Origin of the sequence: Hymenobacter psychrotolerans DSM 18569, assembly GCF_900142395.1 — a bacterium.
Taxonomy (GTDB): Bacteria; Bacteroidota; Bacteroidia; order Cytophagales; family Hymenobacteraceae; genus Hymenobacter; species Hymenobacter psychrotolerans.
Genome location: NZ_FRAS01000043.1, coordinates 1 through 14,198, shown reverse-complemented (window position 1 = coordinate 14,198; position 14,198 = coordinate 1). Strand labels below are relative to the sequence as shown.

Annotated in this window: 14 protein-coding genes; 5 read left to right on the top strand and 9 right to left on the bottom strand. The window is 60.8% G+C overall.

Translation table 11 applies throughout. The features are described 5' to 3' along the window. The first annotated feature begins 152 nt into the window (after nt 1-152). The 4 genes from BUE15_RS22130 to BUE15_RS20560 all read left to right on the top strand — a co-directional run bounded on the left by BUE15_RS22130 (nt 153) and on the right by BUE15_RS20560 (nt 3,714). Nucleotides 153-308, top strand: coding sequence for a hypothetical protein (locus BUE15_RS22130; RefSeq protein ID WP_170865158.1), 156 nt, complete (start codon nt 153-155; stop codon nt 306-308). Nucleotides 309-381: 73 nt separating this feature from the next. Beyond that, nucleotides 382-834, top strand: coding sequence for a hypothetical protein (locus tag BUE15_RS20570; protein ID WP_139252469.1), 453 nt, complete (start codon nt 382-384; stop codon nt 832-834). Nucleotides 835-923: 89 nt separating this feature from the next. Beyond that, nucleotides 924-3,263: a TonB-dependent receptor plug domain-containing protein gene (locus BUE15_RS20565; protein ID WP_073289054.1), complete on the top strand. Its 2,340-nt coding sequence runs from the start codon at nt 924-926 to the stop codon at nt 3,261-3,263. Nucleotides 3,264-3,348: 85 nt separating this feature from the next. Beyond that, a complete protein-coding gene (locus BUE15_RS20560) occupies nt 3,349-3,714 on the top strand; it encodes a heavy-metal-associated domain-containing protein (RefSeq protein ID WP_073289053.1) in 366 nt (121 codons plus the stop codon). 84 nt (nt 3,715-3,798) lie between these two features. Here the strand turns inward: BUE15_RS20560 and BUE15_RS20555 are convergent, their stop codons facing one another. Beyond that, entirely contained in the window at nt 3,799-4,368 is a 570-nt protein-coding gene (locus BUE15_RS20555) for a hypothetical protein (RefSeq protein ID WP_139252468.1), read from the bottom strand. A 300-nt stretch (nt 4,369-4,668) separates the two neighbouring features. Here BUE15_RS20555 and BUE15_RS20550 point away from each other — a divergent pair, with 300 nt between their 5' ends. Then, a complete protein-coding gene (locus BUE15_RS20550; protein WP_073289049.1) occupies nt 4,669-5,406 on the top strand; it encodes a LytR/AlgR family response regulator transcription factor in 738 nt (245 codons plus the stop codon). Here BUE15_RS20550 and BUE15_RS20545 read toward each other — a convergent pair. The 8 genes from BUE15_RS20545 to BUE15_RS20510 all read right to left on the bottom strand — a co-directional run. Next, complete coding sequence (locus BUE15_RS20545; RefSeq protein ID WP_073289047.1) at nt 5,387-7,471, bottom strand: tetratricopeptide repeat-containing sensor histidine kinase; 2,085 nt, start codon at nt 7,469-7,471, stop codon at nt 5,387-5,389. The two genes, BUE15_RS20550 and BUE15_RS20545, sit on opposite strands and share 20 nt — an antisense overlap. A gap of 229 nt (nt 7,472-7,700) precedes the next feature. Beyond that, nucleotides 7,701-8,387, bottom strand: a complete 687-nt coding sequence (locus tag BUE15_RS20540; protein WP_073289058.1) for a fatty acid desaturase — start codon at nt 8,385-8,387, stop codon at nt 7,701-7,703. Nucleotides 8,388-8,564: 177 nt separating this feature from the next. Beyond that, nucleotides 8,565-9,413 (bottom strand): 4-hydroxy-3-methylbut-2-enyl diphosphate reductase, encoded by an 849-nt coding sequence (locus tag BUE15_RS20535; protein ID WP_073289045.1) that lies wholly within the window; start codon nt 9,411-9,413, stop codon nt 8,565-8,567. A 110-nt stretch (nt 9,414-9,523) separates the two neighbouring features. Next, nucleotides 9,524-10,753: a carboxypeptidase-like regulatory domain-containing protein gene (locus BUE15_RS20530; RefSeq protein ID WP_084549223.1), complete on the bottom strand. Its 1,230-nt coding sequence runs from the start codon at nt 10,751-10,753 to the stop codon at nt 9,524-9,526. A gap of 66 nt (nt 10,754-10,819) precedes the next feature. Next, the gene (locus tag BUE15_RS20525; RefSeq protein WP_073289041.1) at nt 10,820-11,350 is read right to left on the bottom strand and encodes a hypothetical protein; all 531 of its coding nucleotides are present in this window, start codon (nt 11,348-11,350) and stop codon (nt 10,820-10,822) included. Nucleotides 11,351-11,368: 18 nt separating this feature from the next. Continuing rightward, entirely contained in the window at nt 11,369-12,211 is an 843-nt protein-coding gene (locus BUE15_RS20520; protein WP_073289039.1) for a phytoene/squalene synthase family protein, read from the bottom strand. 10 nt (nt 12,212-12,221) lie between these two features. Next, nucleotides 12,222-13,697, bottom strand: coding sequence for a phytoene desaturase family protein (locus tag BUE15_RS20515; RefSeq protein ID WP_073289038.1), 1,476 nt, complete (start codon nt 13,695-13,697; stop codon nt 12,222-12,224). A 167-nt stretch (nt 13,698-13,864) separates the two neighbouring features. After that, nucleotides 13,865-14,198 (bottom strand): transposase (locus BUE15_RS20510; RefSeq protein WP_073286704.1); only part of this gene is annotated, 334 nt, incomplete at its 5' end.

The window sequence follows — 14,198 nt, the reverse complement described above, 5'->3', positions numbered from 1 at the left end:
TCAGGACCTGGGTCTGGTGGGCCATACCCCGGCCGGCGTGGTGGTGGAGATGCCCCACAAGAAGCCGCCGAAGCGGGAGTTGACCTTCGCTCAGCAGCTGTACAACCACTTGCTGAGCCCCTTACGCGTGGTCATCGAGCATGCCCACCGGAATGAAGCGCTTGCGCATGGTACAGGACACGCTGCGCTTGCGCGGCCAGTGGCGGCGCGACACGGTCATCGTGGTCGCCTGCGGGCTGCACAACCTACGCGTGCGCAGTCCCCTGCGCCTCTACGCGCCCGATAAATTCCCCAAACTGTCCGAATAAGGTTTACTATACCCTGGCAGCAAAGATTCTGCACCGGCATCCTCCGCCAGGTTTGTGTATCTTTGTGGTAGAAATGAAACGCCCACTCGCTCATCGGCTCTTCAGCATGCTGCTGGCTCTGCTCGTCCTCACCGCCTCGGTGGGCCTGACGGTGCTGCGCCATACCTGTCGGGAAAGTGGGCACACGTCGGCGGACGTTATTTTCAGCACGCCCAAGCATGGCTGCCCGGCTCCGGCTGCTCCCGATCCCGCCGCTGAGCACTCCCACAGCAGCCAGCTGAAAGGCGCCTGTTGCGACTTCAGTGCCCACCTGCACAAGCTGGACGTACCGTCGCCGGAACTGGCCTGGGCCAAGCTGCTGCCCTCGCCCCTGCTGGCTCCAGCCTGGCTGCCCGCTACCAACTGGCCCACGGTGCCGCCAGCGCCGCTGGTAGCGCAGGCCGTAGCATGGCACGCCGCCGACAGCTCGCCGCCGGCACGGGCCGGCCGGGTGCTGCTCACCTTTATTAGTGTGCTGGTAGTCTAGCATGTGTCCCGCGGGCCGGCTGGCCCGCCATGAGATACGGTGCGCTGTTGCGCTGGTTTTTTCTTTGGGATCCATGCTAATCTACTCCTATGACTCCTTTTTTCAAGCGCCGGCTGCCGGTTGCGCTTGGCCTTATGCTGAGCAGCACCGCTGCCGCTACCGCTCAATCTGCCGCTGATGTGCTGGCTCCCGTGCGGGGCCAGGTAACAGACGCTGCCGCTGCCCCTGTGCCGGGCGCAGTAGTGCGCTGGCTGGGCAGCACCGCTACCGCCACTACCGACAACGCGGGCCAGTTTGCGCTGCCTCGCCCGGCCCGCGCCGAAGCCAGCCGGCTCATCATCAATGCCCTCGGATACCGCCCCGATACGGTGGCAGTAGCTACTTCCGGGGCGCCTTATGTACGCGTTTCGCTGAAGCCGGGCACGGAGCTGGGCGAGGTGAAGGTGGAGGGGCGGGCTCCCTCCTACTCCTCGCTCACCCCCACCAACACGCAGGTTATTACGGCCCGCGACCTGACCAAATCGGCGTGCTGCAACCTGGCCGAGAGCTTCGAAACCAATGCGGCCGTGGAAGTTTCAACCTCAGATGCGGTATCGGGGGCCAAGCAGATTCAGCTGCTGGGGCTCGACGGCGCCTACTCGCTGCTGACGCTCGACAACCTGCCGGCCCTGCGTGGCCTCTCGACTCCTTACCGGCTGGGCTATCTTTCCGGCACCTGGATTGAGGGCATCGACATCATTAAGGGCATGGGTTCGGTGGTCAATGGCTACGAAAGCCTGTCGGGGCAAGTGAATGTGCGTCTGAAAGATCCTGAGAAATCGGAGCGGCTGCTCTTCAACGCGTATGCCAACGACCTGGGCAAGTTCGACCTGAACCTGAACCTGGCAACGCCGGTCAGCAAGAAAGTCAGCACGGTTTTCCTGCTTCATTCCGACCACTTGGGCCGCCGCGTCGACCGGAACAAGGATGGCTTCCTGGATCTGCCGCTGGCCACGCAGTACAACCTGTTCAACAAGTGGAAATACAAGTCGGACAAGGGCCTGGTGACGGAAATCGGGCTTGGGGCGCTGCGCGAAACGCGGGAAGGCGGCCAGCTGGACTTCCGGGCTGATGAAGCCAACGGCTACGAGCGTAACTACGGCTTTTCGGGGCGCACCAACCGCTACACCGGCTTCGCCAAAACGTCTTATACCTGGCCGGGCCGCCCCTACCAGAGCCTGGGCCTGCTGCTGAGCGGCACCCACCACGACTTCACCTCGACTTACTCGTATGGGCAGCAGTTGAACGGCGGCACGGTGCGCACCACCCGCGCCTACGACGGCACGCAGCGCACGGGGCTGGCTACTCTGCTGTTCCAGAGCGTAATCGGGACTACGGCGCACACCTACCGTCTCGGCCTGAGCTACATGCGCGACGACTACCGGGAGTTTTTTGGGTCCGGCCTGCTTTATCTCAACGAAACAGCCGCCCAGCGCCAGGCCCGCATGCACCGCAACCGACTCGAAAACGTGCCCGGCGGCTTTGCGGAATACACGTACCAGAATTCGCGCAACCTGACGCTGGTGGGCGGGCTGCGCCTCGACCGCCACAACCTCTATGGCTGGCAGCTCACGCCGCGCCTCAACGTGAAGTACGACCCGGCCAAAAACACGGTTCTGCGGCTGGCGGCCGGCACCGGCTTCCGCGTAGCCAACCCCATTGCCGATAATATGGGCGTGCTGCTCAGCTCCCGCGAGTTTGTAATTGCGCCCAACCTGCGGCCCGAAAAAGCCTGGAACGTGGGAGGCAGCGTTACGCAGTATTTCACGGTAGCCGGCCGCCCGGCCACGCTCATTGCCGACTACTACCACACCGAGTTTCAGAACCAGGTGGTAGCCGACATGTACACCTCGCCGACCATCCTGGAAATCAGCAACCTGGCACCCGGCGGGCGTTCCTTCTCGCGCAGCTTCCAGACGGAACTGCAGGTAGAGCCCCTGAAAGGCCTCACGGCCAAGGCCGCCTATAAGTACCTGGACGTGCGCACCACCTACAACGGCGAGCTGCTGCCGAAGCCCCTCACGGCGCCGCACCGGCTGTTTTTCAACGTAGGCTATGCCACCGCCTTCGATAAATGGCGCGCCGACCTTACGGTGCAGGGCTTCGGGCGGCGGCCAGTTGCGCATAACCCCGCTTTTGCGGGCCACCACGGCCCCGAAGCCACCGACCTGCCCTACGCCCCTCGCTTTGCCTTGCTCAATACGCAGGTTACGCGCGCTTTCAAGCGGTTTGAAGTGTATGCCGGGGTAGAAAACCTGACCAACTACCGGCAGCGCGACCCAATTCAAAGCGCGGCGGCTCCCTTCAGCCCGGCATTTGACGCGGCTATGGTCTGGGGCCCTACTTTCGGGCGCCTCACTTACCTGGGCATGCGCTTTCAACTGCAGTAGCCCACACTCAACGGACCGATTCTGGCCGCTTTTTTGTTAAGATCTTCCTGTTCACCTGCGGCGTTATGCCGCCTACAGCTTCTCTATGAAATCCTTCAAGCTTCTTCTGCTTTCCGTATTCGCTCTTCTGGCGCAGGTAAGCCTCGCCCAAACTGCTGCCAAGGCCAAAGGTGCCGGCACCGAACAGGTACAGCTCAAAACCTCGGCGGTATGCGACATGTGCAAAACCCGCCTCGAAAAGGCTATGGCCTACGAAAAAGGCGTGCAGGCGGCCGTTCTGGACGTGCCCACACAGATGCTCACCGTCACGTATAGCCCGGACAAAACCACGCCTGCTACGCTGCGCACCGCTGTGCAGCGCACCGGCTACGATGCCGACGCGGCTCCGGCCGAAGCCCGGGCCTACGACCGGCTCCCCGACTGCTGCAAGAAAACCAATGCGGTTCACTAGCCTGACCAGAATCAGCCCAGCAAAAAGCCCTTCCGCAGATCTGCGGAAGGGCTTTTTGCTGGATGACTAAAGTACTACTCGTACTCATGCTTCGGCCGCATCGGGGTGCAACTGCAGGTCGAATTCGAGTACGGCACTAAAGGCCAGCGGCTTGGTGAGGCGGCGGCGGTTGGTGCCCGAAATTTCCAGCGTAAACCAGTCGGAGCGCAGATACTCCAGCAGGTTGGGGCGGCCCTGCATTTCCATTATTACGTGCGTGGAGTGCACATTACGCTCAGAAAAAGCCGCAATATGGATCTTACGGCTATTTGCAGTCAGGAAGCAGTTGCCGCTGGCCAGCACCGCCAGCGTAGATGAGCCCCGCCCTATAGGATGCTCCGGATCCGGCTGCCACGCCAGATAAGCCTCCCGCAGCGTTACGGCCACCACCCCGGGGCGGGTAAGCGCGGCCAGACAGGGCAAGGTACCGGGCAGCGTCGTTTCGCAGAGAAAGACGAGCTCCATACTGGGGTCAATCCGCAGATTGATTGCCCTGGTTTTCAAGCCGAAAGCGCTGTGTAGCGAGCGGCGTAAGCTTTCGTTCTGGCCAATGGTAAGCGCTACACCCAGCACAACCGGGGGCAGCGCAGCAGCAGGGGCTGATAGTGGTTTCATAGCAGAAAGCAGGCAGGAAACACGAGCAGTGTACGAGGGCGGCAGGCAACTGGAAGAACGATGGAAGAAGCGCAGATTCGGGCAGGCACTAAGGCAGAATACGGGCCGGGCAAACAACCGGATATAGTGATACTGTATTGAAATAGAGAGCCTCTGGCGCTTTAAAGTAGAGGAGTATGGTGTATAAGTAGACGTATATGGTAATATTTGCGGTTAAGATTGATTTCTTCCCATAGAAAAAAAGGCGCTTTTTTTCTATTTCTCTTTATATTCACCCGAACACCGCTCCCCTGCTCTTCTATGAAGATTACCTGCCTGCTGCTCGATGATGATCCGCTGGTGCTGGACCTGCTCCAGGCCTATGTAGCCATGACGGATGTGCTCGATGTGAAGGCCACGTTTACTGACCCGCTGGAAGCCCACCGCTACCTGCTGAATAACGATGTGCAGGTGCTGTTCTCCGATGTGACCATGCCCCACCTCAGTGGCTTAGACCTTGTCCGCTCCTTGCACCAGCCGCCGCTGGTTGTGCTGATGACAGCGCACCCGCAGTATGCGATGGAGGGCTTCAACCTCGATGTTATCGACTTTCTGCTGAAGCCGATTTCGCTGGATCGTTTTCTGAAAGCCGTCAACAAGGTGGCGGGCATATTGCGGGCCAACACTGCCGAGAACGACTCCAAGCAGGATATGCTCTCGGGCTGGGGCTCCTTCTTTATTCGCACCGATGCCCAGTTTGTGCGCCTGCACTACCGGGACGTGCTCTACATCGAAGCGCTGAAAGATTTCACCAAAATCAATACCGCCGACGGCCGTACGCACCTGACACTGGTAAACCTGAAAAACCTGGAGGAGCAGTTGCCGCCGGGCCTGTTTGTGCGCACGCACCGGTCGTACCTCGTCAATGCCTCGCGCATCGACTCCATCAGCAACCTGGAAGTGCGCGTGGGCGGCCATGCGCTGCCGCTGGGCCAGACTTACCGGGAGCGGGTGACCGAACGGATTGTGAACCGCACCCTTATCCGGCGGCAGCAATAGTAGCGGGCGGGCCGGGGGGCAGTAGCGGCAGCGTTTCCATTTCGGCGGCGGGCAGCGTAAACCGGAACGTGGTGCCCTTGTTCAGGCTGCTTTCGAACGTAATACGCCCGCCGTTACGCTCCACGAAGTCTTTGCACAGCCGCAGCCCCAGGCCGGTACCTTTCTCGTTGGCCGTGCCCAGCGTGCTGTGGTGTCCGCCTTCCCCGAATATCTTCGGGAAGTCTTCCGGCCGGATTCCCAGGCCGGTGTCAGCCACCGAAATTTCCCATTGCCCCTGCACTGGTTTGGCAGCAATAGTGATGGTGCCTCCCTCGGGCGTGAACTTGATGGCGTTGGCCACCAGGTTGCGCAGCACCAGCCGCACCATATTCACGTCGGCGCACACAATGCAGGAATCGGGCAACTCGGTCAGAAACAAGATGCTTTTGCGCTCGGCATCACCCAGCAGCAGGGCCAGGGCCTCTTCCGTCAGCACAGGCATGTGCACTCGCTCAGGACTGATTTTGTCGCTCTGCATCTGCGCGGCCGACCAGTTGAGCAAATTGTCGAGCAGGCGCAATGTAACATCCAGCGTACGTTTGAGACGCTCCGTGTGCAGGGCCATCCGCTCGGGCGGCAGCGTGCCCAGCGCCAATAGCGAGAACATAGAGTACAAGGAGCTGAGCGGACTGCGCAGGTCGTGGGAAATGATGGAGAAGAGCGTGTCTTTGGTGCGGTTGAGACGCCCCAGCTCCTCTTTCTGCCGGCTGATGGCGCGGTTTTTCCGTTGTAGCAGCCGGTTGACGCGCGCCTGCTCGCGCCGCCCGCGGTACAGTGCCACCACCGCCAGCAGCAGCAGCAGCGTACCGATGGCCAGCCCATTGCGCAGCAGCATCTGCCGCCGCAGGTTGGCGGTCTGAATCTGCTGATCTTTGGTCAGGAGTTGGATTTCCCGCTCTTTCTTCTCGGTTTCATAACGGGTCTGCAGCTCAGCAATCTGTGCGCTACGCTGCGCCGCAAATACACTATCCTGCAGCCCCGCGTACCGCAGCTGGGCCTGCAGTGCGGCTTCGTAGCTTCCCTCCCGCCGGTGCAGGTCGCTTAACGTCTGGTAGATCTTGCTGATCTGCACGACAGAGCCGCCGCGCCGGGCCAGCGGCAGGGCCCGCTGCAGGGCTCGGATAGCCGCCGGGCGGTTCGCCAGGGAATCCTGGGCCACAGCCAGGACCTGCAGGCCGGCCGCACGGCGGGCTGGTGGCGTCTGCAACGGCAGTGTGCTCAGGGCCTGCGTGTAGAAAGTCATGGCCACTTCGTAGTTGCCGACTTCCTCATAGACCTGGCCTGTGCTGGCCAACGCCTCTCCGGTGCGGGTACTGTCGCCGAGTTGCAGGGCCTCATTCAGGGAGCGGCGCAGGTAGTACAGGGCCCGGCTGTAGTTGCGCAGTCGGTGGTGCGCCAGCCCAATAGCATTAAGCGCCGCCGCCTGCCCGGGCAAGTTACGGGCCTGCTGCCAGTCGGAGTAGGCACGCTCATAGCTGCTCAGGGCACGCGCCCATTGCCCCTGCGCGCCATATAGGTCGCCGAGTTGGGTGTGGACCTGCGCCAGTCCGGCCGGGTCGCGCAGGCGCTGGGTAAGGCGGAGTGCCTGCCGATAAGTGTCGTACGCCTGCCCGGTGTCGCCCTGCAGGTGTTGGGCCCGGGCCAATTGCCGCAGAGCCCGCGCCCGTCCCGGGGCGCTCCGCAATTTCTGGTAGAGCCGCAGGCCACGCCGGAAATAAACCAGCGCCTGCTCGTGCTGCTGCCGGGCCTGCAAGGCCTCTCCAATTGCCAGATATGCCGCCCCGACGTCGGTAGGCGGCCCACTCACGGCGGCCAGATGCAGCGCCTGCTCAGCCTGCAGCTGGGCCGCCACTGGGTCGATGGGCAGGAGTTGTTCGCTTTGCTGCAGGTGCCGGGTTACAGCGGTTCCGGCAGATGGCGTACTATCCGGCTGGGCCTGAGCAGCGGCAGGCGCCAACCACAGCAGCCCGGCCAGCGGCGCCAGCCAGAGCCGGTGAGGTAGCGCACGTAGAAACCAGAGCTGCATCGGATGGAAAAGCGGAATAAAACTCCCGAACCGGTAATAAGCTCAGGCTGCGAGTATGAGGAAGATACGCAACAGTATCGTAATGCACAGGCTGGCAGACGAAAGCAACTGGCCGGACTGGCTTAACCGCCAGCTACCACATGGCTGGCAGACTACCTGTGCCCACCAGAACATAATCAAACTTCTATCTAAAAACGCTCTGATGGCCAGAACGTTGCGCAACAGACAATCAGGAATGCTGCGGTGACTTCGAATGAGTTTCTTTTGCCCGCCAGAGGCGCCACCACGGCAGGTAGGGCTGGTCGTGGTGCTCGTAGTGATATCCGAAGAAATAGCAGCTCACAAAAGCCCAGACGTGGTGCGGAAACTGGCTGCGGGACTTGTGCGGGTTGCTGGGAGCATGACTGCCACGATGGGGCAGATACGTACCGAAATAAAACAGCTGCAGAGTAGCCAGCACCGCCGGCACCATCCAGAAAGCTACCACATTGGCCTGCGGGAAATACAGCTTCAGAACGTTGTAGGTGGCGGCCATCAGCAGTATTTGCCACCACGTGACGTAGTTCCAGGCAAAACGCACAAACCAGAACCCAAACCCAGCGTGCTTGCCATCATGGAAGTCAGGGTCGTCCTCGGTGGCTACGTGGCGGTGGTGGGCGTGGTGCTTGGGCAGCATGCCAGGAAACCAGTTATAGGCGAAGAGGCCGGCTGCCAGCGTACCCAACGCATTGTTCAGGCGCTTATTGGGGCTTACCACCCCGTGCATGGCATCATGCGCCGTGATGAACAGGCCCGTATAGAGGTGGGTTTGCAGCAGCGCCAGCAGATACGGCCACGGCGTAGCCCAATCGGGCTGGTAATGCGCCAGCAGAAACGTAAGCAGCGCGGCCCAAAGGCAGATGATAAGCAGCGCCATCAGCACGCCCTTATGCCCCAGGGGCTCAGGCTTTACCCGCCGCACGGCGAAAGTAGGCTCGGAAAAGGAAGAAACGGCAGAAGACATAGCGAAGAGGCAAAGGAACAACCAGCAAATCAAATAAGTGCGGTGCCCGGCCCGGCGTCAGCCCTTCCGTGTACTCTGAGCAGCGCCGGCCTACAGCGCCAGCAGCGCCCCGCGTACCTGCTCCATCAGCCACATGGGCGTGCTGGTGGCCCCGCAAATTCCCACCGACTGCCCCGGCAGAAACCACTCGGCCCGAAGCTCATCGGTACCGGATATGAAATGGGTATGCGGGTTCGTGTCTTTGCAGACCTGGTAGAGCACCTTGCCATTGGAGCTTTTGGTGCCCGATACAAACACAATCTGGTCGAACTGGGCGGCAAACCGGCGCAGGTCCTTGTCGCGGTTGCTGACCTGCCGGCAAATGGTGTCGTTGGCATTCACCTGATACCCCCGCCCTTCCAGATCGGCCTTGATGCGGTAAAACGAATCGGTGCTTTTGGTGGTCTGGCTGTAGAGCGTAATGTTGTCGGGCAGTTCGTGCCGCAGCAGCTCATCCAGACTCTCAAACACCACGGCCTTACCGCTGGTCTGGCCCAGCAGCCCGCGCACTTCAGCGTGGCCGTGCTTGCCGTAAATAAAGATCTGCTCCTGCTTGTCGTAGGAGGTTTTGATGCGGTTTTGCAGCTTCAGCACCACCGGGCACGAGGCATCAATCAGGGTGAGGTTGTTGAGCAGCGCCGTCTGGTAGGTGCTGGGCGGCTCGCCATGCGCCCGGATCAGCACGGCCTCGCCGCGCAGCTGCTCAAACTCTTCGTAGTCGATAATGCGCAGGCCACGCCGCTCCAGCCGCTGCACTTCCTCATCATTGTGCACGATGTCGCCAAGGCAGTATAAATAGCCCTGCTCCTCCAGCAGGTCTTCGGCCATTTGAATGGCATAGATAACGCCAAAGCAAAAGCCGGAGTTGGGGTCGATTCGGACGCTCAGATTGTGCGGCATAGCGGATGAGTAACCACAGAAGTGGTTGGAAGTTTATGGGCCTGAGCAGTTAGCCGAGGAAGTTACGAAACACAACACTATAATGTGGTAGCCAGCCCCTACTATTCCCGCTACTGAAACCGGCCGAACACGTGGCGGCCCTCAAAACTTCTGATGACTTCCTGCTCGATGGGGCTCGCCCGAAGCACTTCGTTTTCCAACCAGAACTGCGGATTATAGGGCTTTTTCATTACCTGCTGCAGGTCGCGGGAGTGGCGGCCTACGTCTTCGTACGCGTGGCCGGGCAAACGGCTGGTGTACTGGTAGAAATACAAATGCGCCGCTACGTGCGTGCTATCGGGCCGGGCGCCCGGGCGGCGGAGCACCACGGTGCCCTCGGCCCGGGTAGCGGCCAGCCGCGTCAGCGAATCGGCGTAGGGTGCGAAGTCTGATACCAGCCGGAACTCGTCGCCTACCCGCTCATACTCCGGCTCCATCCGGAAGGTGAGCATGGTGCTCAGGGGCAATACCTGCTCCTGCCGCCGTAGCGCAGCCGTTTCCCGGTCGATGTAGAGCGTGCCGCTGGCGGCCGGCTTGCGGGCTTCGGGGCGCGGCGCAAAGTCGATGACGGCTGTTTCCTGTCCGTTTTCACGCAGGATGCTACGGAGCGTGAAGTAGAAGGCGCGCGTGGGCTGCGGCCCAAGTGGCACCAACAGCTTCTCGCGAAACGGATGCCGGCTGAACACCGGAATGCGCCGGATGATGGACGAAAAATTGCTGAACGTGAAGCCGCCCGGCGTAAAGGCGTAGCGTGACTCGCTCAGGTCCCAGCCCTCTATGGCGCGGTTCGTGAACTTCACGTCGTAGAAAGCATCAAAAAACTCCCGATACTCGCCGTTCTGCCGGGTTTTCTGGCGGTAGAAGGCTTTGCCGTACTGTACGCTGCGGGCGTGGCGCAACAGCTTGGCAGCGGCCCGCTGCACCAGTTCTTCGGCTATCTTATCGGGGTTGCGGACCGTTATGCCGGGCAAGGCTACGGCGCTGGGCTGCAGCACCAGCACCACTGGCGCGCCAACTTCCCGCACCTCGGTTTGCAGACGCGCATACCCCATACTGAGTACCACCAGCCGCTGCGGCAGCCCCGGGGCGCGCAAGCTGAACTCACCTACTTCATTGGTAGCCGTGCCGCCGGAGCCATCTGCCAGCCCCACAGTAGCGTAGGGCACCGGACGCTGCTGCTCATCTACTACCCGGCCCTGCACCAGCACGCTTTGGGCAGCAGCACTACGGCTCAGCAACACCAGTAGAAAAACAGCCCAACGAGCGGATAGCGCCGGAATAAGCGCAGGAGATACAGGCATAAAACGACTATAAAAAAAGCGAAATACTAGGCAGTATCTCGCTTTTTTCTTCAATTTCAACTGTCGCTACCCTTCGATGCGGCCCAGCTGCTCAGCTTCAGGGCCGGAAACATGGCCACGCTCCACCAGAAAATCGCGCACCAACCCGAACGACTCGGCATCGAGGCCGGATTTGGGGTGCTGCAGCAGAGTTTCAACCAGAAACTGCCGGTCTTCATCGACGTGGCCGCTCAGGCCCAGGAACGAGGGCAGGTTGCTTTCCACGCTCAGGCGCAGAAACCGAATTTCGGCATTGTCGCCGTCCAGTTTCACAGCTTCCTCAAACTGCTTGTTGGCGTTCTGCACGTAGGTCAGCTTGTTGAACATAGACGCGTCGCGGGCCCGGATGGCTTCGGCAGCGGCTTTGTAGGCCAGTACCACGGCATTGCGCTGGTCATAGGCGGCCATCAGCTTATGAAATTTTTCGCCGGCTTCTTTGCTGGAAGCAGCATGCTGGTATTGGCGGCGCAGATTGGGCAGGGAGTACGGGGTGGCGTCGGACACGAACGGGGAAAGAATCAGGAGGAAAGTGAAGAAGACAAGCAGAATATGCTTCATGCAGAACCTGGTTGGCAGCTAGATGGCCCGGAGGCGGTAGCGAAAGTACGACCCCATCAGCAAAAGCAGCTTGGTATTGTCTGGTACGCGCACCCGCTCGCCCAGGATGCGCGCCGCCGGCAATTGCCGGATCTTATGGAAGAGCTTGAGGTAGTAGACATAGGCCAGGTACACGCCCAGCCGCGCCGCCCGCGGCAATTGCACAATGCCTGCGTACGCCGCATCAAAATCGGCCCGGATGTCGGCTTCAATCTGCGCCTTCACCTCATCCGTAAACCGCTCGTACTGCACGCCGGGGAAGTACACGCGGCCCCGCTCCTCGTAGTCGGAGCGGATGTCGCGCAGGAAATTCACCTTCTGAAACGCCGAGCCCAGCCGCCGGGCCGGCTCGCGTAGCCGGTCGAACATGGCGGTGTCGCCTTCGCAGAAGATGCGCAGGCACATGAGCCCCACTACTTCCGCCGAGCCAAAAATGTACTTCTCGTAGAGCGACTGATTGTAGCTGCGGTCATCGAGGTCCATTTCCATGCTGTAGAGAAACGCATCGATAAACTCCCGGTCGATGCCGTACTGGTGCACCACATCCTGGAAAGCATGCAGCACCGGGTTCAGGCTCAGCCCGATTTTCAGGGCCTCGTAGGTCTGGCGCTTGAAGTCCTGAAACAGCGCCGCCTTGTTGTGGCCATGAAACGTGTCCACGATTTCGTCGGCCCAGCGCACGAAGCCATACACGGCATACACCGGCAGGTGAAACCGTGCATCGAGCGTGCGGATGCCCAGCGTGAAAGACGTGCTGTAGCGCTGGGTTATCAGCTTGCTGCACGCCCGGCTGGTTTCGGTGAAAAGGGCAATGTGGTCCATTTTTCGAATGCTAATTTTCCTTTTCTACCTCCTGCGCCACCACCTGCCCCGAGATGAGCGAGGGCGGAACCCCGGGACCAGGCACAGTGAGCTGCCCCGTAAAATACAGATTACTGACCTTTTTGCTTTTAAGCGCGGGTTTCAGAATGGCCGTCTGGCGGAGCGTGTTGGCCAGGCCGTAGGCATTGCCCTTGTAGCTGTGGTAGTCCTGCTGGAAATCCTGGTGGGCGTAGCTGCGCTTATACACCACCGCGTCGCGGATGCTGTGGCCGCAGTGGCGCTCCAGCCGCTCCATTATCAGGTGGTAGTAATGCTCCCGCGTTTCCTCCGGGTCGGGCAGGTCGGGAGCCACCGGAATCAGCAGGAACAGGTTTTCGCAGCCGCCGGGCGCTACACTGGGGTCGGTTTTGCTGGGGGCCGATACGTAGAACAGCGGCCGGCTGGGCCATTTGGGCTCCTCGTATATTTCCTCAGCATGAAGCGCAAAGTCCTCGTCGAAGAACAAATTGTGGTGCCGCAACTTGTCCACCCGCCGGTTCACGCCCACATAAAACAGCAACGATGACGGGGCCATGGTGCGGGAGTTCCAGTAGGCTTCATCGTAGTGGCGCCACTCGGGGGCCAGCAGGTGCTGCTCGGCATGGTGGTAGTCGGCGCCGGCCACTACCACATCGGCAGGCCGAAAGCCGGCGGCAGTTTGCACGCCTGTAGCGCGGCCCTTTTCTACTACTATCTGCTGCACCTGCTGGTTGTATTCCAGCGTTACGCCTCGTTCCTGCGCCAGTGCCACCATGCCTTCTACAATCTTGTGCATGCCACCCATCGGGTACCAGGTGCCCAGGGCCAGGTCGGCGTAGTTCATCAGCGAGTACAGGGCCGGCGTGTTTTCGGAAGTGGCGCCCAGAAACAGAATCGGAAACTCGACCAGCTCCAGCAGGCGCGGGTGCTTGAAAAACTTGCGCACATGCTTGTGCATGCTCTGCAGCAAATCCAGCCGCAGGGCATCTACGAGCAGGCGCGGGTCGGCAAACTCCAGCAACGAGCGGCCGGGCATGTGCACGAACTTGCCGATGCCCACCTCGTACTTGTACGCCGCCTGCCGCAAAAACTCGTCGAGACGGGCGGCACTGCCGGGCTCATACCGCTCAAACAGCTGCCGCAGCTCGGCCATAGCGGCCGGAATATCCACGGCTTCCGGCCCCTTGAAAATCACCTGGTAGGAAGGGTCGAGGCGCACCAAGTCGTAGTAGTCGCTCACCTTCCGGCCGAAGCGGGCAAAATACTGCTCGAAAATATCGGGCATCCAGTACCAGCTCGGCCCCATGTCAAACGTGAAACCTTCGGCCCGAAACACGCGCGCCCGGCCGCCGGGGCCTTCGTTTTTTTCCAGGATAGTGACGCGGTAGCCGCGCTGGGCCAGCGACGTGGCGGCCGAGAGGCCCGCAAAGCCGGAGCCGATAACAAGAACGTGTTGGGGGGAAGCCAAAGCAGCAGAACAGTCAGGAGTGGTTGCAAGCTACGACCGGGCGGGCAGATAGTTTTGTTTGGGAATATTTCCGCTATGCTTCATTCTGCCTTGCTACTAAGAAAAAATAAGTCTACTCTTACGCTGCTGTTGAGCCAACCGCTCCTACTGTTATCCTAAGAAGCTGTTTAAGTTAGCTTAGTGAGTCGTCGGATATTGGCTAGGTACAGCCAGGCGTTGGCGTGCTGGATTTTTCGTTCGTAGTCCTTGGCCAAGCGGCGGTTGGTACCGGCCCAAGCAATACTGCGTTCCACGACCCAACGCTTGGCGTGGATAAAAAAGCGGCCTTTATGGGCCACTACGCCCATCGGCACCTGTGCCTGCAGGCCTCGGCCCGCCAAGTGCTGGCGAAAGCGGCGGCCAAAGCCACCGTCCACGAACACGGTCTGCAGCCGGTCAAGTAGCTCGCTGCCCAGCGCCAGGGCGTCCCAGAGGCGGGCAGCGGTAGCCCCGTCGTGGCAG

What these genes read in the sequence shown, in the direction of transcription:
- BUE15_RS20570 (WP_139252469.1), top strand. Translation starts at nt 382, where the DNA reads ATGAAACGCCCACTCGCTCATCGGCTCTTCAGCATGCTGCTGGCTCTG.
- BUE15_RS20525 (WP_073289041.1), bottom strand. Translation starts at nt 11,350, where the DNA reads ATGAAGCATATTCTGCTTGTCTTCTTCACTTTCCTCCTGATTCTTTCC.
- BUE15_RS22130 (WP_170865158.1), top strand. Translation starts at nt 153, where the DNA reads ATGAAGCGCTTGCGCATGGTACAGGACACGCTGCGCTTGCGCGGCCAG.
- BUE15_RS20540 (WP_073289058.1), bottom strand. Translation starts at nt 8,387, where the DNA reads ATGGCGCTGCTTATCATCTGCCTTTGGGCCGCGCTGCTTACGTTTCTG.
- BUE15_RS20535 (WP_073289045.1), bottom strand. Translation starts at nt 9,413, where the DNA reads ATGCCGCACAATCTGAGCGTCCGAATCGACCCCAACTCCGGCTTTTGC.
- BUE15_RS20550 (WP_073289049.1), top strand. Translation starts at nt 4,669, where the DNA reads ATGAAGATTACCTGCCTGCTGCTCGATGATGATCCGCTGGTGCTGGAC.
- BUE15_RS20530 (WP_084549223.1), bottom strand. Translation starts at nt 10,753, where the DNA reads ATGCCTGTATCTCCTGCGCTTATTCCGGCGCTATCCGCTCGTTGGGCT.
- BUE15_RS20555 (WP_139252468.1), bottom strand. Translation starts at nt 4,368, where the DNA reads ATGAAACCACTATCAGCCCCTGCTGCTGCGCTGCCCCCGGTTGTGCTG.
- BUE15_RS20565 (WP_073289054.1), top strand. Translation starts at nt 924, where the DNA reads ATGACTCCTTTTTTCAAGCGCCGGCTGCCGGTTGCGCTTGGCCTTATG.
- BUE15_RS20560 (WP_073289053.1), top strand. Translation starts at nt 3,349, where the DNA reads ATGAAATCCTTCAAGCTTCTTCTGCTTTCCGTATTCGCTCTTCTGGCG.
- BUE15_RS20545 (WP_073289047.1), bottom strand. Translation starts at nt 7,471, where the DNA reads ATGCAGCTCTGGTTTCTACGTGCGCTACCTCACCGGCTCTGGCTGGCG.
- BUE15_RS20520 (WP_073289039.1), bottom strand. Translation starts at nt 12,211, where the DNA reads ATGGACCACATTGCCCTTTTCACCGAAACCAGCCGGGCGTGCAGCAAG.